The organism is Mesorhizobium sp. WSM4829 (assembly GCF_055811475.1).
This window is the reverse complement of the sequence record NZ_JBVVQJ010000037.1, coordinates 35,523-58,913: the sequence shown is the minus strand read 5'-3', so window position 1 is coordinate 58,913 and position 23,391 is coordinate 35,523. Positions and strand designations below refer to the sequence as shown.

21 protein-coding genes and 1 pseudogene are annotated in these 23,391 nt (G+C 64.4%); 10 read left to right on the top strand and 12 right to left on the bottom strand.

Going from position 1 to position 23,391, the window contains the following annotated elements; all coding sequences use genetic code 11:
- Positions 1-212: 212 nt before the first annotated feature.
- Positions 213-455, top strand: a complete 243-nt coding sequence (locus AC0L17_RS27490; protein WP_027156330.1) for a DUF768 domain-containing protein — start codon at positions 213-215, stop codon at positions 453-455.
- A 170-nt stretch (positions 456-625) separates the two neighbouring features.
- Here the strand turns inward: AC0L17_RS27490 and AC0L17_RS27485 are convergent.
- Both AC0L17_RS27485 and xseA read right to left on the bottom strand, forming a co-directional pair.
- Positions 626-1,760, bottom strand: a pseudogene (locus AC0L17_RS27485) (DmpA family aminopeptidase).
- A gap of 9 nt (positions 1,761-1,769) precedes the next feature.
- The gene (xseA, locus tag AC0L17_RS27480; RefSeq protein WP_473518106.1) at positions 1,770-3,335 is read right to left on the bottom strand and encodes an exodeoxyribonuclease VII large subunit; all 1,566 of its coding nucleotides are present in this window, start codon (positions 3,333-3,335) and stop codon (positions 1,770-1,772) included.
- 115 nt (positions 3,336-3,450) lie between these two features.
- Here xseA and AC0L17_RS27475 point away from each other — a divergent pair, with 115 nt between their 5' ends.
- The gene (locus tag AC0L17_RS27475) at positions 3,451-5,664 is read left to right on the top strand and encodes a putative bifunctional diguanylate cyclase/phosphodiesterase (RefSeq protein WP_473518105.1); all 2,214 of its coding nucleotides are present in this window, start codon (positions 3,451-3,453) and stop codon (positions 5,662-5,664) included.
- A gap of 3 nt (positions 5,665-5,667) precedes the next feature.
- Here the strand turns inward: AC0L17_RS27475 and AC0L17_RS27470 are convergent, their stop codons facing one another.
- Positions 5,668-6,618 (bottom strand): LysR substrate-binding domain-containing protein, encoded by a 951-nt coding sequence (locus AC0L17_RS27470; protein ID WP_473518104.1) that lies wholly within the window; start codon positions 6,616-6,618, stop codon positions 5,668-5,670.
- A gap of 231 nt (positions 6,619-6,849) precedes the next feature.
- Here AC0L17_RS27470 and AC0L17_RS27465 point away from each other — a divergent pair, with 231 nt between their 5' ends.
- Positions 6,850-7,134, top strand: a complete 285-nt coding sequence (locus AC0L17_RS27465) for a DUF1127 domain-containing protein (RefSeq protein WP_473518103.1) — start codon at positions 6,850-6,852, stop codon at positions 7,132-7,134.
- Between the two features lie 37 nt (positions 7,135-7,171).
- Here the strand turns inward: AC0L17_RS27465 and AC0L17_RS27460 are convergent, their stop codons facing one another.
- From AC0L17_RS27460 to AC0L17_RS27440, 5 genes are all read right to left on the bottom strand, one after another.
- Positions 7,172-7,495 (bottom strand): type II toxin-antitoxin system HicB family antitoxin, encoded by a 324-nt coding sequence (locus tag AC0L17_RS27460; RefSeq protein WP_473518102.1) that lies wholly within the window; start codon positions 7,493-7,495, stop codon positions 7,172-7,174.
- Between the two features lie 262 nt (positions 7,496-7,757).
- On the bottom strand, positions 7,758-8,642 hold the full coding sequence (locus AC0L17_RS27455; protein WP_473518101.1) for a DUF937 domain-containing protein: 885 nt from the start codon (positions 8,640-8,642) through the stop codon (positions 7,758-7,760).
- Between the two features lie 114 nt (positions 8,643-8,756).
- Positions 8,757-10,130, bottom strand: a complete 1,374-nt coding sequence (locus AC0L17_RS27450) for a glutamate--cysteine ligase (RefSeq protein WP_473518100.1) — start codon at positions 10,128-10,130, stop codon at positions 8,757-8,759.
- Between the two features lie 257 nt (positions 10,131-10,387).
- Positions 10,388-11,122 (bottom strand): 16S rRNA (uracil(1498)-N(3))-methyltransferase, encoded by a 735-nt coding sequence (locus AC0L17_RS27445; protein WP_473518114.1) that lies wholly within the window; start codon positions 11,120-11,122, stop codon positions 10,388-10,390.
- A gap of 31 nt (positions 11,123-11,153) precedes the next feature.
- Positions 11,154-11,846, bottom strand: coding sequence for a hypothetical protein (locus tag AC0L17_RS27440; RefSeq protein ID WP_473518099.1), 693 nt, complete (start codon positions 11,844-11,846; stop codon positions 11,154-11,156).
- Between the two features lie 87 nt (positions 11,847-11,933).
- Between AC0L17_RS27440 and AC0L17_RS27435 the strand changes: the two genes are divergently transcribed.
- Entirely contained in the window at positions 11,934-12,632 is a 699-nt protein-coding gene (locus tag AC0L17_RS27435) for a type 1 glutamine amidotransferase (RefSeq protein ID WP_473493497.1), read from the top strand.
- A 284-nt stretch (positions 12,633-12,916) separates the two neighbouring features.
- Positions 12,917-13,048, top strand: coding sequence for a hypothetical protein (locus AC0L17_RS27430; RefSeq protein ID WP_455850037.1), 132 nt, complete (start codon positions 12,917-12,919; stop codon positions 13,046-13,048).
- A 5-nt stretch (positions 13,049-13,053) separates the two neighbouring features.
- Here the strand turns inward: AC0L17_RS27430 and AC0L17_RS27425 are convergent, their stop codons facing one another.
- The 3 genes from AC0L17_RS27425 to AC0L17_RS27415 are packed head-to-tail and all read right to left on the bottom strand — an operon-like array spanning position 13,054 to position 15,852.
- A complete protein-coding gene (locus AC0L17_RS27425) occupies positions 13,054-13,827 on the bottom strand; it encodes a metallophosphoesterase (protein WP_473518113.1) in 774 nt (257 codons plus the stop codon).
- Positions 13,828-13,862: 35 nt separating this feature from the next.
- A complete protein-coding gene (locus AC0L17_RS27420) occupies positions 13,863-14,999 on the bottom strand; it encodes an alpha-hydroxy acid oxidase (protein WP_473518098.1) in 1,137 nt (378 codons plus the stop codon).
- A gap of 49 nt (positions 15,000-15,048) precedes the next feature.
- Positions 15,049-15,852 (bottom strand): FadR/GntR family transcriptional regulator, encoded by an 804-nt coding sequence (locus AC0L17_RS27415; protein ID WP_127318954.1) that lies wholly within the window; start codon positions 15,850-15,852, stop codon positions 15,049-15,051.
- A gap of 197 nt (positions 15,853-16,049) precedes the next feature.
- On the opposite strand from AC0L17_RS27415, the gene AC0L17_RS27410 reads away from it, so the two are divergent.
- The 5 genes from AC0L17_RS27410 to glcF all read left to right on the top strand — a co-directional run bounded on the left by AC0L17_RS27410 (position 16,050) and on the right by glcF (position 22,186).
- Entirely contained in the window at positions 16,050-17,393 is a 1,344-nt protein-coding gene (locus AC0L17_RS27410; RefSeq protein ID WP_473518097.1) for a DUF3422 family protein, read from the top strand.
- Between the two features lie 157 nt (positions 17,394-17,550).
- Positions 17,551-19,047, top strand: coding sequence for an FAD-linked oxidase C-terminal domain-containing protein (locus AC0L17_RS27405; RefSeq protein WP_473518096.1), 1,497 nt, complete (start codon positions 17,551-17,553; stop codon positions 19,045-19,047).
- A gap of 50 nt (positions 19,048-19,097) precedes the next feature.
- Positions 19,098-19,562, top strand: a complete 465-nt coding sequence (locus AC0L17_RS27400; RefSeq protein WP_473518095.1) for an endonuclease domain-containing protein — start codon at positions 19,098-19,100, stop codon at positions 19,560-19,562.
- A 76-nt stretch (positions 19,563-19,638) separates the two neighbouring features.
- A complete protein-coding gene (locus tag AC0L17_RS27395; protein ID WP_473518094.1) occupies positions 19,639-20,844 on the top strand; it encodes an FAD-binding protein in 1,206 nt (401 codons plus the stop codon).
- 10 nt (positions 20,845-20,854) lie between these two features.
- Complete coding sequence (gene glcF, locus AC0L17_RS27390) at positions 20,855-22,186, top strand: glycolate oxidase subunit GlcF (RefSeq protein WP_473518093.1); 1,332 nt, start codon at positions 20,855-20,857, stop codon at positions 22,184-22,186.
- A gap of 18 nt (positions 22,187-22,204) precedes the next feature.
- Here the strand turns inward: glcF and AC0L17_RS27385 are convergent, their stop codons facing one another.
- Positions 22,205-23,125 carry a bifunctional 5,10-methylenetetrahydrofolate dehydrogenase/5,10-methenyltetrahydrofolate cyclohydrolase gene (locus tag AC0L17_RS27385; RefSeq protein ID WP_287055869.1) on the bottom strand — a complete coding sequence of 307 codons (921 nt, stop codon included), beginning with the start codon at positions 23,123-23,125 and terminating at the stop codon, positions 22,205-22,207.
- Between the last annotated feature and the right edge of the window lie 266 nt (positions 23,126-23,391).

Here is a 23,391-nt window from a genome sequence, read left to right as displayed (position 1 = left end):
CCCAGCCAACGGTGCCAGTCTGCTCAGGAAAATAGAATCTCCTTCAGAATTAGAATGTGCTCCTTGAACCTTCGATTTCCGTCAGCCCTGTGGAGCTTGGGCAAGATCGGCTTGCCGGGTGACGGCGACTCGGTTGGAATAGGAGCGTGCATCTTTTCGGGGATGCCGGCGTTTATGATTACCAACCGGCGCAGCCGCCAGGGAACAGCAGCATGAGCGAACACGCGATCGAGTTCTTGCAGGAGTGGATCGGCGAAAAGGTCCACTGCCAGTCCTCGCTGGACAGGATCGAGGAGCAGGCCGAGACCCTCGCCAAGGAATGCGCGGCGAAGGCTGCTGAGGCCGGCATACCGCTGGAGGATATCCAGGAAGAGGTCGGCGACATTCAGGAACTTATCGCGTCGAGGCTGGAAGAGGCGGCTGAGGCCGACCAGGACGAAAAGAATTCGGACTAATGCATGTCGCCCAAAAGTGCGCAGCGGTTTTGGGATAACGACATGCATAAAACAAAGAACTAAAGCGCGTCGCATGAATCCCTTCAAACGCGACGCGCTTTAGCGAGTGACATGCCGACCCGGCAACAGGCGTCTATTCACCTGTGCGACGCGTGACACGCCACACAGTTCTACTTTCCCTGCCTAGCCCCGAATTTGCTCTTGAGCCATGCCTTTGGCAGCGCCGGCACGAAATTGCCGTCGCGCCCGGTCATGTCGTCATTGGCGACCAGCGCATTGAGGATCGCTTCCTCCACACTCCCGATCACGGCGTCGAAGAACGGATCGATGTCGGTATCCGGGATAAAGTCGGCGCTGGCGATGCGGCCTGGCGGCGCCAGCGCCGCCTCGCGGTTGGCGGTCGAAAAGGCCAGGAAAATATCGCCCGAGCTGTGATAGCCGAAGCCGCCGGTCATGGCGACGCCGAGCGGCACCCGGCCTGCCAGCCGCTTCACCTGATGCGGCAGCAACGGCGCATCGGTGGCGACGATCCCGATGATTGAACCCTTTTCCGCACGCGGCGTGCTTTCGCGGATCGCCGGCTCCACGAGATCGGGCCCGGCGCGCAGGCCGCGAATGGTAAAATTGCTCCGCGTGCCGAAATTCGCCTGCACGAACGCGCCGACCGTGTAGCGCCGGCCGTACCATTCGACGAGGCGCGATGCCGTGCCGGAGCCTGCCTTGAAACCGAAGGCGATCATGCCGGTGCCGCCGCCGACGCTGCCTTCCTTCGATCGATCCGCTGGTCGCGCCATCGAGGGCCGCGGCGACATGCTCAAACCCGAGATGGTGGCCATTGATGTCGTTCAGGAAGCCGTCATAGGTCTCCGCCGCCACCGGCAGGCCCCAGCCGCTGTCGAGCGCGGCCGGCAGCACGCGCTGCATCCAGCGCAGCGTTCCGTCGCGTGAAACGCCGCAGGAATGCGTGTTGGTGATGGTGATCGGAAAATTGAAGGCACCGGTTTCCTCGATGATGTGCGAGCCGGTCAATTCGCCATTGCCGTTCTGGCCGAAAATGCCGGCAAACACCGGCGTGGCCAGTTCGGCGCGCGGTCTGGGCAGGATGGCGGTCACTCCGGTGCGCACCGGCCCCTTGCCGACCACCAGCGCACCTTCGCCCGAAATCAGCGTCGAACAACCGACCGCAACGCCAGCCACATCGGTGATGGCGTTGAACGGTCCGGGCGTGCCGTCAAAACGAATGCCGAAGGCTCGCGCGCGCTGCTTGCCGGAAGGCGTCGTCTGGTGATGTGGATTGCCGGAAATCATCGGCACTCAAAACAGCGAGCCTTGGCTGCCAGGCTCCTTGGCTTTGGCGGCCGGCTTTGCAACAGTTTTCGGCCGTGCCGTGCCGCTGGTCGCAATCGCATCGGCGGTCCCGTCGGCGAACTCCAGCGAAAGTGCCAGCCCCGGCGTCACTTCCGCCGCTTGCTTGATCACCGCACCGTCGGCGTCTTTCACCAGGGCGAAGCCGCGCGCCAGCACCGCCTTGTGCGACAGCGTCGCCAGCAGCCGGTCGGCCTGGGTCAGTTTCCCGCGCAAGCGCTCGAGCCGCACCGAAATCACCCGGTCCTGTCGTCGCGACAGCGCCACCAGGGCATCTGCCTGCAATTTCTGCCGCCTTGCGAGCGGCGCCGGCGACAGCCGCGCCGCGGTGCGCGAAAACCGCGTTCGCCGCTCGCGCACGATGGCGAAGAACGCCGCTTGCGCGCGGCCGAGGTCGCGGCCGGCCAGTGTGCGGGCCTCGTTCATGCGTCGCGACAGGGTGGCCGGCGTCAGCCGCTGCGCCTGAAGCCTGGCTCGCTTGCGCTGGACGCTGACGGACAGCGCCCGGCCAAGCCGGCTCGTCGCCTCGTCGAAACGCCGGCGCGGCAATGCCAGCAACTGGTCGGGCGAGGGCAGCGCCCGGGCGGCGGCACGCACCGCCTGGCGCTTGCGCTCGAAATTGCGCGATACCGCGGCCTTGAGCCGCGCACCAAGGCCGGCAAGCGTCACTTCGAGGTCGGCGCGCACGGGCACGGCGATTTCGGCGGCACCCGTCGGTGTCGGCGCCCGCACATCCGCCGCCAGGTCGATCAGCGTCCAGTCCGTTTCATGGCCGACGGCGGAAATCACCGGAATGCGCGAGGCGGCGACGGCGCGGGCCAGCGCCTCGTCATTGAACCCCCAAAGATCCTCGAGGCTGCCGCCGCCGCGCGCCACGATCAGCAGGTCGGGCTGCGGGATGACGCCATCCTGCGCCAGTCCGTTGAAGCCGTTGACGGCGGCGGTCACTTCGGCGCCGGCCGTTTCGCCCTGCACCCGCACCGGCCAGACGAGCACATGCAGCGGAAACCGGTCCTTGATCCGGTGGATGATGTCGCGGATGACAGAGCCTGTCGGCGAGGTGACGACGCCGATGACGCGCGGCATGAACGGCAGCAAGCGCTTGCGGCCGGCATCGAACAGGCCTTCGGCCTGCAGCCGGCGCTTGCGCTCTTCCAGCAGTGCCATCAGCGCCCCGGCGCCGGCGGGCTCCAGATTGTCGATGACGATCTGGTAGGTGGACTTTCCGGGATAGGTGGTGAGCCGGCCGGTGGCGATCACTTCCATGCCTTCTTCGGGGCGGAATTTCAGCCGGGCCATCGTGGTCTTCCAGACCACGGCGTCGAGCCGTGCGCGGTCGTCCTTGAGGCAGAAATAGGCATGGCCGGAGGAGTGCGGCCCGCGATAGCCTGATATTTCGCCGCGCACCCGCACATTGCCGAAGACGTCCTCGACCGTTCGCTTCAGCGCGCCGGAAATCTCGCTAACCGTGTATTCGGCGGCGTTGGTACGTGATTCGGATGCTGCGTCGCTCATTGGCCGATTGGGGGGCGGTTGTTGGCCGGCGTCAAGGCCGTCGCTCGTAGCCGACGTCATAACCCGATCTTAACCCGATCTGATGACTGTGCGGAAAAGAGAGTGGCCAGGACGCATGAGCCGTCGTCTTCAACGCAGCCCATTAACGTTCCAGGTCACGCTGACGGTGATGGCGCTTGCCATTTTCGCGCTTGCCATGGTCGTCGGCTTTGGCTCTTACGCCACTGTGCAGGCGGATAGCGTCTCCCTCGAGCGGCAGAAAATCCTTTTCGCCAACGGCATGCGGGACCGGATGGCGGCGGTGGATCGCGAGCAGGAAAGCATCGCAGTCTGGGACGATTCCGTCATCAATGCCAAGGCCGGCAACGTGGACTGGATGATCGATAACATCAGCGTCTGGATGTATTCCTACTATGGGCATGATCGCGTCTATGTACTGGATGCCGCCGATCGTCCGGTCCATGCGATGCGTGAAGGAAACGTGCTGGCGCCGGCGCGTTACAGCGAGGATGAACCGGTTCTGTTGCCCACGGTCGAAAGGGTGCGCCGGTTGATCCGCGAGCCGGCGAAAGAAGACCTGGCCGGCGGTCCGGTCAAATTGGCCGCAGGGGATCTGGTGGAGCTTGACGGGAAACCTGCCATCCTCAGCATCATGCCGCTGGTGCCGAGTTCCGACCGCGTCATCCAGACGCCTGGCAGCGAATACCTTCATATCTCGGTGGACTTCATCACCGACGCGCTGCTGGCCAAGATCGCCGGGCAATATCTGTTGGCGGGCGCCCGCCTGCTGCCGTTGTCGCAGCCGGTCGGCGGGGCTGCCATTCCGCTGGTCGACTCACACGGCGTCATCCTGGCTTATGCCGGCTGGGATCAGGAGCGGCCCGGCAGCGCGCTTGTGCGCGAGGCAGGGCCGGCCCTGATCGGTGGCGCGCTGCTCGCGGCAGGTGTCCTGGCATTCCTGCTGCGCCGCCTCCGCCGTGCATCGTCGGCGCTGCAGACCAGTCAGGCCGAGGCGCAGTATCTCGCCTTCCACGACACGCTCACCGGCCTTCCCAACCGGGCGCTGTTCGAGGACCGGCTCCGGCGCGCTTTGCTCACGGCCAGTCACGAAACAGCCAAAGTGGCACTGCTTTATCTCGACCTCGACCGTTTCAAGCACGTCAACGACACGCTTGGCCATCCTGCCGGCGACGAGCTTGTCCGCCAGACCGCCGCGAGGCTCCAGCAGGCAATCCGGGAGGTCGACACGGTGGCACGGCTCGGCGGCGATGAGTTCGCCATGATCCTGATTGATGTTGACGACATCCGAGGCGCCGAGGATGTTTCGGAGGGTCTGCTTCAAAAGCTGCAGGAGCCGTTCAAGCTGGCCGACGACCAGGTTTTTGTCAGCGCCAGCATCGGCATAGCATTGTCGACCGGTCCGGATGCCGATGCGGATGACTTGCTGCGCAAGGCCGATATCGCGCTTTATGAAGCCAAGAAGAACGGCCGCGGCCGCTACCAGGTCTTTGCCGGCGACATGGACGACCTCCTGTTGCGCAAGCGCCAGGTTGAGAGCGAGCTTCGCCATTCCCTGAATGGCGGAACCGGGATCAAGCTGGCGTATCAGCCGATCTTTGCGGCGGACGGCAGCACGATCCTCGGTGCCGAGGCGCTGATCCGCTGGGGACATGAGGTCCATGGTGGCTTGCCGCCAGCACAATTCATCGCCATCGCCGAAGAACGTGGCATGATCGGCCAGCTTGGCAAATGGGTGCTGCAAGAGGCTTGCCGCTTCGCTGTCGGCACCGAATTGCCTTGGGTGGCCGTCAACGTGTCGCCGCTGCAACTGCGCGACACCGGTTTCGCCGAGCAGCTTGCGGCAGTTCTCGCCGAGACCGGATTGGCGCCAGGGCGCCTGCAGCTCGAGATCACCGAGGGCGTGCTGTTGGACAACAACGATACGACCAGGGCGGCTCTGGCTGCCTTGCGCCGGTCGGGGATCGCCATAGTGCTCGACGATTTCGGCACCGGCTATTCGTCGCTGAACTATCTGCGCCGCCACGCCATCGACAAGCTCAAGATCGACCGCTCCTTCGTGAACCTCCTCGGCCGCGACGAGAGTTCGGCGGCGATCGTCAGGGCGCTGGTCGATCTTGCCGACGCTCTCAACGTCGGCGTCACCGCGGAAGGCGTGGAGACCGAGGAGCAAAAGGCGCTGCTCGTCGCCATGGGCTGCCGAGAGTTTCAGGGCCACCTGCTGTCGTTGCCGCTGGAGCCGGCGCAATTGCTGCGGCTGGCCGGCCTTTTGCCTGGCAAGGACAGCACGCCGGCAGCAGTTTCCGCCTGATCCTTACCACCCCGGCACGATCTGGTTCGGCTTGCCCCGCTTCATCTTCGAAAAGGCCGCGAAGTCGAAGCTTCCCGTCTCTTCGCCGAGCGGCACGGAAATATTGTCGAGGCTTTCCGAAATGTGACGGGCCAGCGCGTCGACGATCTCCGGCCGCGACGTCTGGCCGCGCATGATGCCGATGCGGCAATCGGGCAGGACGCCGAACCCGTCGGCGTCGCCCAGCACCCGCATGCCGGGGCGCAGCGCGCATTCCGGCAGCACCGAGATCGCCAGGCCGGAAAGCACCGCGGCGGTGATGACGGTTGCCGAGAAGCTGGTGAACAGGATGCGGTAGTCGCGGTTCTGCCGGTCGAGCACGTCGACCGCTGCCCGCCGCCAGATGCAGTTCGGCCGGCCGAAGGCCATCGGCAGAACGTCCTGTTCATGCGTCGCATGGTTGGCCGAAGTCACCCACAGCAGCGGTTCGCGCCGCACCACTTCCGACTGGCCGTGCGCGTCACTATGCGTCACCAGTGCCAGATCGAGATTGCCACGCTTGATATGCTCGACCAGCCCCGGTGTCGGCTCGCAGATCACGGTCAGTTCGACACGTGGGTTGGAACGGGCGAAGCGGGCCATGATCTCGGGCAGGAAGCGATCGGCATAGTCGTCCGGCGTGCCGATGCGGATCGTGCCTTCGAGCCGCCGGTCGTCGAAGGCGGCCAGCGTTTCCCGATTGAGGAACAGCAACCGTCTTGCGTAGGAGAGCAGCCTGTCGCCTTCCTCGGTCAGCCTGTTGGTGCGCCCGTCCTTTTCGAACAGCGGCTTGCCGATCCGCTCCTCCAGCCGGCGCATCTGCATGGACACCGCCGACTGGGTCCGATGCACCGCTTCCGCCGCGCGGGTGAAGCTGCCGGTGTCGACGATCGAGACGAAGGTCTGCAGTTGATCGAGATCGAGTGGCGCTTTCATCGGTCCCATCCATCACTAGTGTTGATGTTAAAGATTAGAAACATTCGTTGGATTAATCAATCGAACGATGGCAAATTTACGACTGTCCACATGACGGCAATGCAGGTCGCCTAAAAGTGGTCACCGGTTTTAGGACAACGACCTGCATTTTCTATGTGAATCGGGACCGGAACGGCCGCTGTTGCCAGCGCCGATCGCGCGTCTTCGTCCGTTCGAATGAAGGAGACTGACATGGCTACGTTTGATTTCGCCACCGAGACTTCGCGCATCACGTCGCGTCCGGCTATTGCGACGCGCGTGGTCAACACCATCTCCAGCGTCTATCGCGCCTGGAAAAACCGCCGCGCCTTCTATCGCCTTGGCGAGATGTCGGACGCCGAACTTGCCGACATCGGCTTGACGCGCGCCGATCTCCACGTGGCCATCGAGGTGCCGTTTGGCCGCGATCCAACCGAGAGGCTTCGCGTCATCGCGGCCGATCGCACAGAAACGATCGAGGATCTTGCCCGCAGGTGACCTGATCGCGCTGGCCGCGTGCCTTTGGGGCACGGCGCTAAAGGACTTCGCAGGCCCCCACTCCCTGCCGGTTTCCCCGCCGGCCCGCCTGCACACTGCCCGGTCTTCCCAAGGATCGGGCATTTTTCTTTTTGAAATCAGGCGAAGGCCAGCTTCGCGACGGCCGTGGTACCGATCTACCAACTTCGTGCGCGGCTTCTATCCAGGATGATATGGCGTCCTGGACGTTCGCGATGGCCTCTTCAGGAGTATCGCCATCGCTCATGCAGCCGGGCAGGCCAGGTACCAGCGCCGAAAATCCGCCCCCGTCTTCCGTAGCCAGCGGTGCGATGACGACCGGATATTCAAGTTTTCCCGTCATGTCTCTTTGCCTCGTCGATGAATGCCACGAGTTTTCGAATATATACGGGTTTGATGGGGCGTTTGAAAGGCACGGTCAGAATGTCGGTCATTGCTGAATGATAGACCTTGTAATGCCACCCACCGGATCTTGGCGGCACACAATGGACGCCTGCCTCGTCACAAACTGCCTTTACATCCGATATTGACCAATCGCCGCGAGGGTTGCGGCGCATCTGCTCCAATCTTCTGCTCACAGGATCTCGACTCGGGTGCTTGCCACGCTAGCGCCGGTCCATGCCTCGCTTGAATTGTTCGAAGATCGATTCCACGCCCTTCTGGTAATCGTCACGCTGCTGCGCGCCCGCCTCGAACATCTTGCCGAACAAATCGTCGAACGGATTGCGTGGCCTGCCGCTCGGATTGGTCTGCGGCTGCGGCGCTTCGCGTTGCTGCGGCGCTTCGCGCTGCGGCTGTTGCGCGCCGCCGCCGAACATGTCCTGCAGCACCTTGCCGAGCGGATTGTCGCCGTAGGGATTGGGCGCCTGCTGCGGCTGACCCTGCGGCTGCTGCGCGCCGCCGAACATGTCCTGCAGCACCTTGCCGAACGGATTGTCCATCGGGCCGGGCTGCGGTGCCTGGCGCTGTTGCGGCGCCTGCGCGCCGCCGCCGGCCTGCCGCATCATCTGCTCGATGATCTCGCCGAGCGGATTGCTGCCGCCGCCGAATCCGCCTGCCGCCTGCATCTGATTTGTGGTCTGCTTGAACAGGCCGCCCATCATCATCGAAGCCACGACCGGCAACATCTGCTGCAAGATCTGCTGGCTGACGCCGCTCGCATGCGCTGCCTGGCTGGCAACGGCGCGGGACAGGTCTTTTGAGCCGAACAGATGGCCAAGAATGCCGTTGCCTTCATCGACGCCCTGCGGCGAGAAGGCACGGCCTGCGTCCTCGAAATATTTGGCGTGCTGGCCACTGGCCATTGCCGTCATGAACGCGCCGAGCCCGTAGGGGTCGGAGGTGCTGCGCTTCAGCCCCTGTGAAAAGGCCGGCAGCAGCGCCTCGACCGCCGATTGCGCTTGCTGCTGCGAAAGGCCGAACTGTTGGGCCAGGGCCTGCATGCCGTTGCCGTTCTGCGCCTGCGCCAGAATGTCGAACAAGGAAGCCATTGGTTTTCTCCTCGGGAAAATCCTCGTAGGAGAGCCTACCGCATCGGCCCGAAAATCGGAATCGATTTCGGAAAGCGCGTTTCCCGAGCTGTCAGCCAAGCCGATAGCAAACGGCTAATACGCATACTCCATGAACACCGGCTCGATCGAGCCGCCCCAGCGCGTATGATAGGCGGAAACCAGCTCCTCGGCGCTGGTGGTGCCGCGCGCGACGACTTCGTCCAGCGTGCTGAGGAACGACGTTTCGTCATAGCCGTCGCGGTTCTTGCGGCCGCGGTTCTTCAGCCCCATGCGCGAGATGACGAGCACGTCGCGGGCGATCTCGCGCAGTGTCGTGTTGCGGAACGGCGCCGAAATGCCCTGTTCCGGCACGGCGTTGCGCATCGCCAGCACCTCTTCATAGCTCCAGCTCGAGGTCAGCGCCTCGGCCGCGTCGAGCGCCGCCGCGTCGTAGAGCAGCCCGACCCAAAAAGCCGGCAGCGCGCAGATGCGCCGCCACGGTCCGCCATCGGCGCCGCGCATTTCAAGGAAACGCTTCAATCGCACGTCGGGAAACAGCGTCGACAAATGGTTCGCCCAATCGCCCATCGTCGGCAGCCCGTCAGAAATCTCGTTGCGGGCCGCACCTGCCATGAACTGGCGGAAGGTGACGTGCGTCATGTCGTGGTAGTGGCCGTCGCGGATGACGAAGTACATCGGCACGTCGAGCGCCCATTCGACATAGTCGGCGAAGCCGAAATCGGGCGAGAAGCAGAAGTCGAGCAGGCCCGAGCGCTGGTTGTCGGTGTCGCGCCAGATGTCGCCGCGCCAGCTCTGAAATCCGTTGGGCCGGCCCTCAGTGAACGGCGAGTTGGCGAACAGCGCCGTCGACAGCGGCTGCAGCTTCAGCGACACCTGCATCTTGCGGCGCATGTCGGCCTCGCTCTCGAAGTCGAGATTCACCTGGATGGTGCAGGTGCGGTACATCATGTCGAGGCCCTTGCTGCCGACCTTGGGCATGTAGCGGGTCATGATCTCGTAGCGCGACTTTGGCATTTTCGGCGTCTCGGCCAGCGACCATTTCGGGCTGCCGCCGAGGCCGAGGAAGCGGATGCCCATCGGCTCGGCGATCTCGCGCACCTGCGCCAGATGCGCATTGCCCTCGCGGCAGGTCTGGTGGATCGTCTCCAGCGGCGCGCCGGACAGTTCGAATTGGCCGCCGGGTTCCAGCGAGATCGCTCCCCGGCCGGTCGGCTCGACCAGGCCGATGATGCGGCCGGCATCCATGATCGGATCCCAGCCGAGTTTTTCCTGCATGCCTTCGAGAATGGCGCGGATGCCGTGCTCGCCGCCATAGGGCACCGGCGCATTGCCGTCGACATAGAACGGGAATTTCTCGTGTTCGGTGCCGATGCGCCATTTGTCGCGCGGCTTGTTGCCTTCAGCCAGGTGCTCGACAAGCTCGTCGACGCCTTCGATCGGCCGGAAATCGGTTGTGTCGCGCGCCATTACAAGTCCTCTAGCACATGACCCCGAAAATCGGCTTCGATTTTCGGAAAGGATCATGTGCCCAATCAAGTGCTACAGCGTCCTTTGCGCGTCCGAAAGGACGCGCGGCGCTGTAGGTGGTCGGACGACCGCCGGCGCTAGATGGACGAAATGTCAGTAGGCGATCAAGCGAAAAATCCTGAGCCACAGGGTAACTGGAATTGATTGGCTGCTTCTTCCTTCTCCCACAAGGCCCACAAGGGGAGAAGGGAAGTGCCTCACCAATCGCCGATTGTCGCCTGTATCACCGCCAGCGCCGCCACCGCAGCCGTGTCGGCGCGCAGGATGCGCGGCCCGAGCGGAATCGCGGTGACGAAAGGCAGCGCCCGCAGCATCCTTCGTTCCTCGTCGGAAAACCCGCCCTCGGGGCCGACCAGCAGCCCGAGCTTCTTCTCCCGCACCGCCTGCAGCGCCGGCAGCGGATTGTTGGTGGAAGCATCCTCGTCGCAGTAGATCAACCGCCGCTCCTTGTCCCAGCCGGCCAGCAGGCGCTCGATTTTTTCCGCTTCGCGCACTTCCGGCACCGCAAGGATGCCGCATTGTTCGGCGGCCTCGACGACATTGGCGCGCAGCCGTTCGATGCCGGGCTTTGCCACCTGCGTGTGCTGGGTAATGACCGGCTGCAGGACGCCGGCGCCCATCTCGACCGCCTTCTGCACCAGATAGTCGAGCCGACCCTGCTTAAGCGGCGCAAAGCAGTAGACGAGGTCGGGCAGCGGCGGCTGCGGCCGCTGCAAGGCCAGCACCTTCAGCCGCACCGTCTTTTTGGACCTGGCGGCGATAGAAGCCGACCATTCGCCGTCGCGGCCGTTGAACAACAGGATTTCGGCGCCCTCGCCGAGCCGCAGCACATGCATCAGGTAATGGCCCTGCTGCGGGCTCGCCTCGAACTCGATATCCGGTCCGAGGTCGTCCGGCACGAACAGCCGCTGCATCTTGTAATTGGCGCGCATCGCCGAGGAATGGGCGAGCCGGCTCTTGGCGTCAAGTCTCGGCCGAGGGATGCCACACTGGCACATAGCCTTGCCTCAGCACGGCAACGGTGGTCGCCGGCGTGAGCAGGCGGATTGGACGGTCGGCAAAACCGCCGAACCCCACGGTATCGCCGTCCACCGGATCGCCCCCCACACGATCACAATAGCCTGCGAACGACCAGCGCAGCGCCTTGCCGCCGCGCATCGCATAGGCATTGCCGCCGTCCGCAACCATGGCGCCGTCCGGCAACCCGGCAAGCTCTTCTACGGATACGACCGGTGCCTGCCCACCCGACGCCAGCCGCTCCCTATGCAGCCGCTTGTCGACCTGTGGTGCGCGCGGCGCGGCAATGCCGAAGGCCATGCCGAAGCGCCGGACGAAGTCCCTGGCCCGCTCGCGCCGGCAGAAGAAGCAGGGCCGATGCCCGGCCGAGAGCGCGGTCACCTCGTCCAGGAAAAACAATTCGGTCCAGCCGGCCTTGCCCCCCGATTGGTCGTCGCTTTGCCTGTTGCGGCCCATCGGCTCGCGCCGCACATCGCGGAATTCGCAGACGCAGATGATCCAGGCCTGCAGCGCCCAGCGTTTTTTCAGCAGCGTCTTCGTTTCGGGGTCATGGATGATGCCGCGATTGCCCATGAACAGGCCGCGCTCCGGCACGGCGTGGATGACGCCGAACGGGTCGACCCGATTCTGCAGTGGCATAGCTTTCTCCCCGAATACGTATCTTGGCCGGAATGACGGCGGCATGATATCGCTCGTCGCATCGTTTTCATGTCAGCAGGTTTTTCGATGCGGGTGCTGGTGGTCCAGAATTTCGACAGCGAGGGCCTTGGCCAGATCGGCGCGGCTCTTGTCGAGGCAGGCGCCGATATCGATCTGCGCCGGCCCTATTGTGGCGAGATGCTGCCGCAGGACAGCGCTGCGCACGACGCCATGGTCGTGCTCGGCGGCGCCCAGAATGCGCTGGACGACGAGATCTGCCCGTATTTTCCTGAACTTCTCGACCTGACGCGCGATTTCGCCGGCAAGGATCGCGCCGTGCTCGGTATCTGCCTTGGCAGCCAACTGGTGGCGCGCGCCTTCGGCGGCGAGAACCGGATCGGCGGCGCCTCGGAATTCGGCTGGCACAAGGTCTCGCTCACGCCGGCGGCGACGGCCGATCCGGTGCTCGGCGCGCTGCCCGAAGATTTCCCGATCTTCGAGTGGCACGACGACACCTTTGTCTTGCCCGAAAATGCCGTGCGGCTCGCCGGCAACGACGTCGCCGAGAACCAGGCGTTTCGCATCGGCCGTGCCGTCTATGGCTTTCAGTTCCATTTCGAGGCGGACCGGCCGATGGTCCGCGACTGGAGCGCATCCTTCGCATCGCTCATTGCCGAGCGGCACCCGGACTGGAGCGATCGGCTCGACGACGAAATGGCCCGCCACGGAGCGGCTGCCGATGCCGCCGGGCTGGCCATCGCCCGCGCCTGGGTGGCGACGATCTGATCAGTCAGTATCGACGTTGCATATTTGGCACGCCGGCAAAAATCCGCTGTGGACAGCATGTTTCGTGCTTGGCTTGTGGCCGCCCGCCACCCTAGAAGGCACCCGCTCTGCATCGTCCGTGCAACGCGATGAACCTTTTGGGTCACTCGCGCGACACATCGCCGATACAGAACATGCCTAAAAGCAGCGAAATCGTCGAAACTTTGAGACGCATTTTCCGTTTCAACCCATTCGTAACCCACCCCGTGCACAGATGCAGAAAGCCTAACCAAGAGATGACGTCCGTGAAAGCAGCGCTTCTGTCCTTTGTCATGTTGTCGGCCATAGTGTTGTGCGGCTTCGGCACCTACGCCGGCGACGTAGCCAACAACCACAACGCCGTCGACGGCTACGGCGTCACCGCCGCGCTTCGCTAAGCGCTTTAACCCCTCTCGCCTGACACCACCAGGATACGCTTGTCGGCACCGTCGACGACGAGCGCGCTGAGGTTTCCCGTCTGGTAGGCGAGCGTGTCGATATTGACGCGGTTGACCATCACCTCGGCCTCCGGCACCGGCGTGTGGCCATGCACCACGATCTTTGGATGCAGGCCGGAATGATTGTGAAAGACATCTCGGATCCAGATCAGGTCCTGCGCGCTCTGACTTTCCATCGCAATGCCCGGCCGGATGCCGGCATGGCAGAAGAAGAAGTCGCCGAAGGTCAGTGAAAACGGCAGCGACTGCAGGAACTCGACATGGCTTTTCGGCACGGCCTCGACAAGCGCTGCATGGCCTTGCCGCAATGCCGCCTCGGACCTGCCGAACCACGCGCCACCACCTTCATTGAGCGCTACGCCATAGGATTGCGCGGTCTGGATGCCGCCATAGCGCATGAAAAGCCCGTCCGCATCGGGAGTGTCGAGGAAGTCTAGGAAGCCGATGTCGTGGTTGCCGGCGAGCATCAGGTGGCGCGGGTCGCGTTTTCGCACTTCGATCAGGAAATCGATAACGCCCTTGGAGTCCGGGCCGCGGTCGACATAGTCGCCGAGATGGACGACACGCCAGTCGACCGGCCGCGCCTGGCTGATCTCGGCCGCAATCCGGCGGTACATGGCGGCGAGCAGGTCGAGCCGGCCATGCACGTCGCCGACCGCATAGATGCGCATGCCTTCCGGTCCGCGCGCGTCGAGAAAGTGGATGCCGGGGGCAGTCAATGCTTCCATCTCCGTGATCATGCCGCCACGGGAGTCTAACGCCGAAGCTGATCCTTGCCCATGTCGGTCACCAGACGCTTTCCGCACAGTGCCAGCGTTATGTCCATCTCCTTGCGGATGATTTCCAAGGCTTTGGTGACTCCTTCCTTGCCGAGCGCGCCGAGGCCGTAGAGGAAAGGCCGGCCGATATAGGTGCCCTTGGCGCCGAGACACAGCGCCTTCAGCACGTCCTGGCCAGAGCGGATGCCGCCATCCATATGCACTTCGATCGTGTCGCCGACCGCGTCGGCGATTTCTTCCAGCACCGAGATCGACGACGGCGCGCCGTCGAGCTGGCGTCCGCCATGATTGGAGACGATGATCGCGTCGGCGCCGGTCTTGGCCGCCATCAGCGCGTCCTCCTTGTCGAGGATGCCCTTCAGGATCAGCTTGCCGCCCCAGCGCTCCTTGATCCAGGCGACGTCCTTCCACGACAGATGCGGATCGAATTGCTCCGTCGTCCACGACGACAGCGAGTTGAGGTCGCCGACGCCCTTGGCGTGGCCGACGATGTTGCGAAAAGTCCGGCGCTTGGTGCCGGCCATGCCAAGGCACCAGCCCGGCCTGCTCGCCACCTGCCAGACATGCTTCGGCGTGAAGCGCGGCGGCGCCGACAGCCCGTTGCGGATGTCCTTGTGGCGCTGGCCGAGGATCTGCAGGTCGAGCGTCAGCACCAGCGCCGAGCACTTCGCCGCCTTTGCCCTGTCGATGAGACTGAGGACGAAATCCTTGTCGCGCAGCACATAGAGCTGGAACCAGAACGGCTTCCTGGTCACCGATGCGACATCCTCGATCGAGCAGATGCTCATTGTCGACAGCGTGAACGGCACGCCGAATTCCTCCGCCGCCTGCGCCGCCAGCATCTCGCCGTCGGGGTGCTGCATGCCGGTCATGCCGGTCGGCGCCAGCGCCACCGGCATCGCCACCTTCTCGCCGATCATGGTCGATTCCAGCGAGCGGTTGCTCATGTCGACCAGCACGCGCTGGCGGAACTTGATCCTTTGGAAATCCTCCTCATTGGCCCGGTAGGTGCTTTCGGTCCATCCACCGGAATCGGCATAGTCGAAGAACATCTTCGGCACGCGGCGGCGCGCCAGGTCCTTGAGATCGGCGATGGTGAGGATCATGCTCATGGGCTTCCCGCTGATGGTTCGCTAATTCGTCGCAATTCTTGGCCGGCGCTCACGAGCGTTTTCGTGCCGGCTCGCTGTCGCCGGCTTCCGAGCGCTGCATCAGCCTCAGCCGCGACACGCGTTGCCAGTCGCCGCTGCGCTCGGCCTCGGCCATGGTGCGTTCGACATGGGTGATGTGGTCCATCGCCGCCTGCCGCGCGGCCGCCGGATCGCCGGCCTTGACCGCTGCGTAGATCGCCCGGTGCTGCGAAAGCAGCGCCTCGCGCGCGCCCGGCACGTTGAACACCAGGAGCCGGTTCTGGAACACGCCCTCCGACAGCAGCCGGTAGCACGAGCGCAGCGTGTGCAACAGGATGATGTTGTGCGCGCATTCGCAGATCGCGTGGTGGAACTCGACGTCGATTTCCGCCTCGTCGTCGAAATTGCCGGTCCGGTGCGCCTCGTCCATGCGCGCCATGATGCGATCGAGCAGCGCCAGGTCGTCTGATGTGGCGCGCCGCGCCGCATACTCGGCCGCCACCGCCTCGATCTCGCGGCGGTATTCCAGATAGTCGGTCGCCGCCTTGCGGTGCATGGAGATCAAGTCCGTCACCGGCTTGGTGAACAGCTGGCCGATGACGTCGGCGACATGGGTGCCGCCGCCGGGCCGGGTCGTCAAAAGCCCGCGCCCCTCCAGCGCCTTCAGCGCATCGCGCAGGATCGGCCGCGACACCTCGAACCGGCGCGCCAGCTCGCGCTCGCCCGGCAGCCTGTCGCCGGTGCGCAGAACGCCTTCGAGGATCAGACTCTCGATCTGCTGCACCACCTCGTCGGCGGTGCGGGAATGCTCGATTCTGGAGAAAATGTCGCTCAACGGGGATGGCCTGGGGATTGAACCGGTGTCGCGCAGGATAAGGCCAGTGTCAGCAACTGGTCAAATTATTTATCCAGTTCGCCCGCTTGGCCGAAGCCGATGTCGCCCGGCATATCGCTTTCGGCTAATTTGTTGTTTGCTTGCCCCGGCAATTGGCTCTAGAGGGACGCGAGTGCACCAGGCCCGGGGGACCAGCCGTGGCAGATGACCCGTCCAATCCAAAATTCCAGCCGCGCGTCGAGGGCAGCGTCCTGGGCTTTCCCGCGCATGAGGGACGGCCTGGCGCGCTCGGCGAGGTTCACGCCCGTCCGCATCCGCTGGTCGAGAAACCGCGCGTTCTGGTGCAGCTTTCGTTCATGACCGAAGCCGGATCCGGCGTCGACCAGGCGGTGCTTTCCGAACTGTCGCGGCGCCTCGGCATCGCCGCGCCTGACCCTCATGCCCGCCACCACGCGATGAAGTGGGGCAAGGGCTCGCTGCGCTGGGAACGGCATACGGAATTCTCCACCTATCTATGGGAAGGACCGCTCTCCGAGAGCGGCCAGCGCCAGGAAGGTTCGCCTTTCGGCAACGGCTTTTCGCCGCCGGGAACGGTGATTTCCGGCATCAGGCTCGAAATCCGCAAATGGACGCAGGCGAGCGAAAGGCTGATCGCTGGCTTCGACCCGACCAGCCTGTGCTATTCGCTGGTCGAGCGCGGCAACGCCGCCATCGTCACCGATTTCCGCCAGGACGGTGACGGCATGACCCGCATGCTGGTGCTCGACCGCGGCCTGACGCCGGCACGCACCGGCGCGCTGGCGCAGCGGCTGATCGATATCGAAACCTACCGCACGCTGGCCATGCTTGGCCTGCCGCTGGCGCTGATGCTGTCCGGTCGCGCCCGCCGCATCGAAGACAGGCTGGCGCAGACCACATTGGAAATGAAGGTCGCCGAAACCCGCGACAACCAGACGCTGCTTGCCGACCTGACCGAGCTTGCCGCCGAACTGGAGGCCGATGCAGCCTCCAGCCTCTATCGCTTCGGCGCCAGCCGCGCCTATGACGGCATCGTCCGCGAACGGCTGGAGGCGCTGGAGGAAGAGGCGGTGCCCGGCTATGACACCTGGGGCGGCTTCCTACAGCGCCGCGTCGCCCCCGCCATGCGCACCTGCCGTTCGGTCGAGGAGCGTCAGGCCAATCTGTCGACCAAGCTCACCCGTGCCACCACGCTGCTGCGCACCTGGGTCGACGTCGAGGTCGAGAAGCAGAACCGCGATCTGCTGGCGTCGATGAACAACCGCGCCCGCCTGCAGTTGCGGCTGCAGCAGACGGTGGAGGGTCTCTCGGTCGCCGCCGTCTCCTACTACGTCGTCGGGCTCATCGGCTACCTCGCCAAGGGCGCCTCGATCTTCGGCCATGCCGTCGCGCCCGAGGTCGTCACCGCCGCCTCGGTGCCGCTCGCCATCCTGCTGGTCTGGTGGGGCGTGCGCCGAGTGCGCCGCCTGCACTCCGAACCCGCCAAGCCGGCAGGCGAGCAGGCAGGCAATCTCCCACCTTGAGGGGGAGATGTCGCCGAAGGCGACAGAGGGGGGAGAAAGTCAGCGCTTCCCTCTCGCCGACCCGCGCAAGATCGTCCCGATTTCGGCCAAAGCAGGATTTGCAACAAGCGCCTGCCGCTGGTAAAAGATTTTTACCAGTCGATCGAAGGAACTGTCGATGTCCGGCCTGCTGATGCCGAAGCCAGACGACGCCACGATGCGCCGGCGCGACGAGATCGTCGCCGATATGCGCATCATCGTGCCCGGCGAGGGCGTCGTCGACGCGGCCAATTCGATGCGCGCCTTCGAGAGCGACGGCCTCACCGCCTATCGGCAATTGCCGCTGGTCGTGGTGCTGCCCGAAACGGTGGCGCAGGTCTCGCGCGTGCTGAAATATTGCAACGACCGCAACATCCGCGTCGTGCCGCGCGGTTCCGGCACCTCGCTGTCAGGCGGCGCGCTGCCGCTGGAAGACGCCGTGCTGTTGGTGATGAGCAGGTTCAACCGCATTCTCGAGATCGATTTTCCCAACCGCATCGTCGTCGCCCAGCCGGGCGTCACCAATCTCGGCATCACCACCGCCGTCGAGCAGGAGGGCTTTTATTACGCCCCCGATCCATCCTCCCAGATCGCCTGCTCGATCGGCGGCAATGTCGCGGAGAATTCCGGTGGCGTGCATTGCCTCAAATACGGCCTTACCGCCAACAATGTGCTCGGCATCGAGATGGTGCTGATGAACGGCGAGGTGGTGCGGCTCGGTGGCAAGCATCTCGACGCGGAAGGCTACGACCTGCTCGGGGTGATGACCGGTTCCGAAGGGCTGCTCGGCGTCGTCACCGAGGTCACCGTGCGCATCCTGAAGAAGCCGGAGACGGCTCGCGCGCTGCTGATCGGCTTCCCGACCAGCGAGCAGGGCGGTCAATGCGTCGCCGACATCATCGGCGCCGGCATCATCCCGGGCGGCATGGAGATGATGGACCGCCCGGCGATCCATGCGGCCGAGGATTTCGTCCATGCCGGCTATCCCCTGGATGTCGAGGCGCTGCTGATCGTCGAGCTCGACGGGCCGGGCGTCGAGGTCGATCATTTGATCGGCCTGGTTGAGGCAATCGCCTATAGGAACGGCTCGACCACATGCCGCATCTCGCAATCGGAGCAGGAGCGGCTGAGTTTCTGGGCCGGCCGCAAGGCGGCCTTTCCGGCGGTCGGCCGCATCTCGCCGGACTATTACTGCATGGACGGCACCATCCCGCGCAAGGAACTGCCGCGCGTCCTGCACGGCATGCGGGAACTCTCCAAAAAATACGGGCTCGGGGTCGCCAACGTCTTCCATGCCGGCGACGGCAATCTGCATCCGCTGATCCTCTATGACGCCAACGTGCCGGGCGAGCTCGACAAGGCGGAAAGTTTCGGCGCCGACATCCTGCGGCTCTGCGTCAAGGTCGGCGGCGTGCTGACCGGCGAGCACGGCGTCGGCGTCGAGAAGCGCGACCTGATGCCGGAAATGTTCAACCAGATCGACCTCGACCAGCAGATGCGGGTCAAATGCGCTTTCGACCCCAACCATCTGCTCAACCCGGGCAAGGTGTTTCCGCAGCTTCGCCGCTGCGCCGAGCTCGGACGCATGCACGTGCATCGCGGCCAGACGGCGTTTCCGGATATTCCGAGGTTTTGATGGTAGCGTCGCGGAATGGCGGTTCCTCGCCCCCGCAAAGCGGGGGAGAGGTGGCTCGGGCAAAGCCCGAGACGGAGAGGGGGGCGACCGACACGCCGAGCCGGCGTTCACCTGAGAGGATCACACGTGCCCGCGCGCTTCGCCGCGGCGACAATCAGGCGGAAGCGACCCTCTGGAACGAGCTGAAGGCCAAAAGGCTAGGCGGATACAAATTCGTGCGCCAGATGCCGATTGGACCGTATTTTGCAGACTTCACGTGCCGCAGCGAAAGGCTGGTCGTGGAACTGGACGGAAGTCAGCACGCCGACAATTCCTACGATCGACGGCGCGATGAATTCATGCGCGGTGAAGGGTTCTCGGTGATACGATTCTGGAACTTCGACGTTCTGAAAAAACCGAGGAGCGTTTGCGAGACTATTCTCGCGGCACTGGAAGGGCGATTAGCCGAAGACGTGTCTGCCCCAGACCTGCGCTTCGTTTTTGCGGCCAAGAAGATCGGGGACGACGCCCTATGATTGCCCCCTCTCCGGTTTGCTTCGCAAACCACCTCTCCCCCACTCTGTGGGGGCGAGGAACCCAAGTTCTGCAGCGATGACCACCTTCACCGCCGCCACCACCGCCGAAACTCTCGCCACTGTCGCCTGGGCAGCGGCGGAAGAAACGCCGCTCGAAATCCTCGGCCATGGTTCCAAGCGTGGAATCGGCCGTCCGCTGCAGACCGAGCACACGCTCGACCTGTCGAAACTGTCAGGCGTGACGCTCTACGAGCCGGCTGAACTGGTGCTGTCAGCAAAGGCCGGCACGCCGCTGGCCGAGATCGAAAAACTGCTTGCCGAAAACGGCCAGCAACTCGCTTTCGAACCACTGGATTATGGCCCGCTGCTCGGCGGCGAAAAGGGAAAAGGCACGATCGGCGGCGTACTGGCCGCGAACCTTTGCGGTCCGCGCCGGCTGAAGGCGGGGGCGGCGCGCGACCATATTCTTGGCATAGCAGCGGTTTCGGGGCGTGGCGAGGCGTTCAAATCGGGCGGCCGCGTGGTCAAGAACGTCACCGGCTATGACCTGTCCAAGCTCATGGCCAACAGCTGGGGCACGCTTGCCGTTCTTACCGACGTCACCTTCAAGGTGCTGCCCGCTGCCGAGACCGAAGTCACGCTGGCTGTGCGCGGCCTGCTCGACGATCATGCCGCGGCCGCTATGGCGCTGGCGCTCGGCTCCAGCGCCGAAGTGTCGAGTGCTGCCCATCTTCCCGAACGCGTTGCCGCACGGGTCGCCGGCGGCGGTCTCGGCAGCACCGCCGCGACATTGCTGCGCGTCGAGGGGTTTGGGCCGTCGGTCGCCTACCGCATTGCTGCGCTGAAAGATCTGCTCGGAAATGCCGGCCCGCTCGAGGAAATCTCGGGCGAGGTCTCGCATTCTGTCTGGCGCGATGTCCGCGATTGCGCGCCGTTTGCCGACGGCCTGGAAAAGCCGGTGTGGCGCGTGTCGATGGCGCCGGCGCAAGGCCACCAGATGGTGCTGGCGCTGCGCATGCAGGCGGCCGTCGATGCCTTTTATGACTGGCAGGGCGGACTGATCTGGCTGCGCATGGAGCATGGCGATCCCGAAGCCGATCTTCTGCGCGCACTGGTGAGACAGTATGGCGGCGGCCATGCGACGCTGGTGCGCGCCGCCCCTTCGCATCGCGCCGCTGTGCCGGTGTTCGAGCCGCAGGCGCCGCACCTGGCAGCATTGTCGGCGCGGCTCAAAGCCGAATTCGATCCGAAGGCGATCCTCAACCCCGGCCGCATGGCTTAGGAGGTACGAGATGCAGACCAATTTCTCAGCTGCCCAGCTTGCCGATCCGCATGTCGCGGAATCGGAAAAGATCCTGCGCAAATGCGTGCATTGCGGCTTCTGCACGGCCACCTGCCCGACCTATGTGACGCTTGGCAACGAACTGGATTCGCCGCGCGGGCGGATCTACCTGATCAAGGACATGCTGGAGAACGGCCGACCGGCCGACAAGCAGATCGTCACCCATATCGACCGTTGCCTGTCCTGCCTCGCCTGCATGACAACCTGCCCGTCGGGCGTCAACTACATGCATCTGGTCGACCACGCCCGCGTCCATATCGAGGAAACCTACAAGCGGCCGCTGCCCGATCGGCTGACCCGCGCCATGCTGGCCTTGGTCCTGCCTTATCCCTCGCGGTTTCGCGCTGCGCTCAAGCTGGCAAAGCTCGGCCAGCCATTCGCCGGACTGCTGGAAAAGCTCCCGGCGCTGAAGCCGCTGGGTGCGATGCTCAAGCTCGCCCCGGCGTCGGTTCCTGCGGCCTCGCCAAAGGCTTCACCGGGCATTCATGCCGGGCAGGGCACGAGCAAAAATGGCCGCGTCGCCATCCTTACCGGCTGCGCGCAGTCCGTGCTCGATCCCGCCATCAACGACACGACGATCGCGCTGCTGACGCGGCTCGGCGTCGAGGTCGTGGTTCCCGAGGGCGAGGGCTGCTGCGGTGCGCTGGTGCATCACATGGGCCGCGAGGCGGCAGCCCTTGCCTCGGCCAGGCGCAATGTCGACGCCTGGACGCGCGCCATCGAGCAAGGCGGGCTGGATGCCATCGTCATCACTGCGTCGGGCTGCGGCACCACCATCAAGGATTATGGTTTCATGCTGCGCCTCGATCCCGCCTATGCCGACAAGGCGGCGCGGGTGTCGGCGCTGGCCAGGGACATCACCGAATATTTGGCAAGCATCGATCTGCCCGAGCCGGTGCGCAAGCCCGGCACCATCGTCGCCTATCACTCCGCCTGCTCGATGCAGCACGGCCAGAAAATAACCCGCCAGCCGAAGGAGCTTCTGGCCAAGGCCGGCTTCGTCGTGCGCGAGCCGCGCGAGGGGCATTTGTGCTGTGGCTCGGCCGGCACTTACAACATTTTGCAATCGGAGATTTCGGCTCAACTGCGTGACCGCAAGGTCAGAAATATCGAGGCGACCGGTGCTGAAATCGTCGCCACCGGCAACATCGGCTGCATCACCCAGATTGCTTCTGCCGCGAAGCTGCCGGTGGTGCATACGATAAAGCTGCTCGACTGGGCTTATGGCGGGCCGCAGCCGGAGGGCGTTCCGGACAGCAGGGCAGCCGTTGCAGCGGAGTGATCCACCGGCGCTGCCGGCTTATTCCGCCGCGAGCTTGTCCACCACGCCATAGGTCGCATGGTAGCGCGCGCGCTGCCGGCTGAGCGCCACCATCGTGTTGCGCAAAAGAATCGCCACGGTGATCGGGCCGACGCCGCCCGGCACCGGCGTGATCCAGGACGCCACATGCTTGACGCTCTCGGCGTCGACGTCGCCGACGATGCGGCTCTCCCCGTCCGGTCCGATCTCGGCATTGATGCCGATATCGATGACGGCCGCGCCGGGCTTGACCATATCGGCCTTGATCAGCCGCGGCTTGCCGACGGCGACGAACAGCGCATCGGCACGCCGCGCATGCGCTGCCACCGAGCGCGTCATGTGATGGCACACCGTCACCGTCGCGCCTTCGCTCATCAGCAGGAAGGCGATCGGCTTGCCGACGATCTCGGAGTGGCCGACGATGACGACCTCGAGCCCCTTGAGATCGAGACCGGTTTCCCTGAGCAATTCGACCGAAGCGGCCGCCGTGCAGGGTGCGAGGTCGAGCTGGTTGTAGACGATGTTGCCGATCGAGGCTGGGTGCATGCCCTCGACGTCCTTGAGCGGATGCACCGCCGCTTGCAGCGTCTTGATCGGGATATGCACCGGCACCGGCCGCTGGATGATGATACCGGTGACGCGCGGATCGGCATTCAGGCCATGGATCGCTGCTTCGAGTTCGCCGGCGGTGATGTCGGCGGGAAATCGTCTTTCCTCGAAACCGATACCGGCCAGTGCCGCCTTGGCGCGCTGGTTGCGCACGTAGACATCGACTGCAGCCGTGTCGCCGACGGTGATCGATATCAGTTTGGCCGGAAAGCCTTCGGCGGTGGCGATCGCTGCATCCTCGCGCACCGAGGCGATGATGCGTTGGGCGACCGGACCGCCCCGGAGATAACGGCTGTCGTCGGACAGGGACATTGAGCTTAAGCCTTTGTCTGGAAGCGTTGCAGCCGACATAGCAAAATACCGAGGAGAATGGCAGCGAGAATGCGAACCGCCATGCCGCGGGCGCGACGTACCACCCCGCCAAACTATCCTATGGCGTCCCGAAAACAGAAAGGGGCGCGCGGGTTTGCGCGCGGGCCCTTAGTGTGGGGCCCGATACCCCCCCCCCCCCGGCCCCCGATTTAGATGGTACCCCGACATATGGTCAGGCAAGGCGCCAAAAAAAAACCCCGATTAAA

What these genes read in the sequence shown, in the direction of transcription:
- AC0L17_RS27490 (WP_027156330.1), top strand. Translation starts at nt 213, where the DNA reads ATGAGCGAACACGCGATCGAGTTCTTGCAGGAGTGGATCGGCGAAAAG.
- xseA (WP_473518106.1), bottom strand. Translation starts at nt 3,335, where the DNA reads ATGAGCGACGCAGCATCCGAATCACGTACCAACGCCGCCGAATACACG.
- AC0L17_RS27475 (WP_473518105.1), top strand. Translation starts at nt 3,451, where the DNA reads ATGAGCCGTCGTCTTCAACGCAGCCCATTAACGTTCCAGGTCACGCTG.
- AC0L17_RS27470 (WP_473518104.1), bottom strand. Translation starts at nt 6,618, where the DNA reads ATGAAAGCGCCACTCGATCTCGATCAACTGCAGACCTTCGTCTCGATC.
- AC0L17_RS27465 (WP_473518103.1), top strand. Translation starts at nt 6,850, where the DNA reads ATGGCTACGTTTGATTTCGCCACCGAGACTTCGCGCATCACGTCGCGT.
- AC0L17_RS27460 (WP_473518102.1), bottom strand. Translation starts at nt 7,495, where the DNA reads ATGACGGGAAAACTTGAATATCCGGTCGTCATCGCACCGCTGGCTACG.
- AC0L17_RS27455 (WP_473518101.1), bottom strand. Translation starts at nt 8,642, where the DNA reads ATGGCTTCCTTGTTCGACATTCTGGCGCAGGCGCAGAACGGCAACGGC.
- AC0L17_RS27450 (WP_473518100.1), bottom strand. Translation starts at nt 10,130, where the DNA reads ATGGCGCGCGACACAACCGATTTCCGGCCGATCGAAGGCGTCGACGAG.
- AC0L17_RS27445 (WP_473518114.1), bottom strand. Translation starts at nt 11,122, where the DNA reads ATGCGCGCCAATTACAAGATGCAGCGGCTGTTCGTGCCGGACGACCTC.
- AC0L17_RS27440 (WP_473518099.1), bottom strand. Translation starts at nt 11,846, where the DNA reads ATGCCACTGCAGAATCGGGTCGACCCGTTCGGCGTCATCCACGCCGTG.
- AC0L17_RS27435 (WP_473493497.1), top strand. Translation starts at nt 11,934, where the DNA reads ATGCGGGTGCTGGTGGTCCAGAATTTCGACAGCGAGGGCCTTGGCCAG.
- AC0L17_RS27420 (WP_473518098.1), bottom strand. Translation starts at nt 14,999, where the DNA reads ATGAGCATGATCCTCACCATCGCCGATCTCAAGGACCTGGCGCGCCGC.
- AC0L17_RS27405 (WP_473518096.1), top strand. Translation starts at nt 17,551, where the DNA reads ATGTCCGGCCTGCTGATGCCGAAGCCAGACGACGCCACGATGCGCCGG.
- AC0L17_RS27395 (WP_473518094.1), top strand. Translation starts at nt 19,639, where the DNA reads ATGACCACCTTCACCGCCGCCACCACCGCCGAAACTCTCGCCACTGTC.
- glcF (WP_473518093.1), top strand. Translation starts at nt 20,855, where the DNA reads ATGCAGACCAATTTCTCAGCTGCCCAGCTTGCCGATCCGCATGTCGCG.
- AC0L17_RS27385 (WP_287055869.1), bottom strand. Translation starts at nt 23,125, where the DNA reads ATGTCCCTGTCCGACGACAGCCGTTATCTCCGGGGCGGTCCGGTCGCC.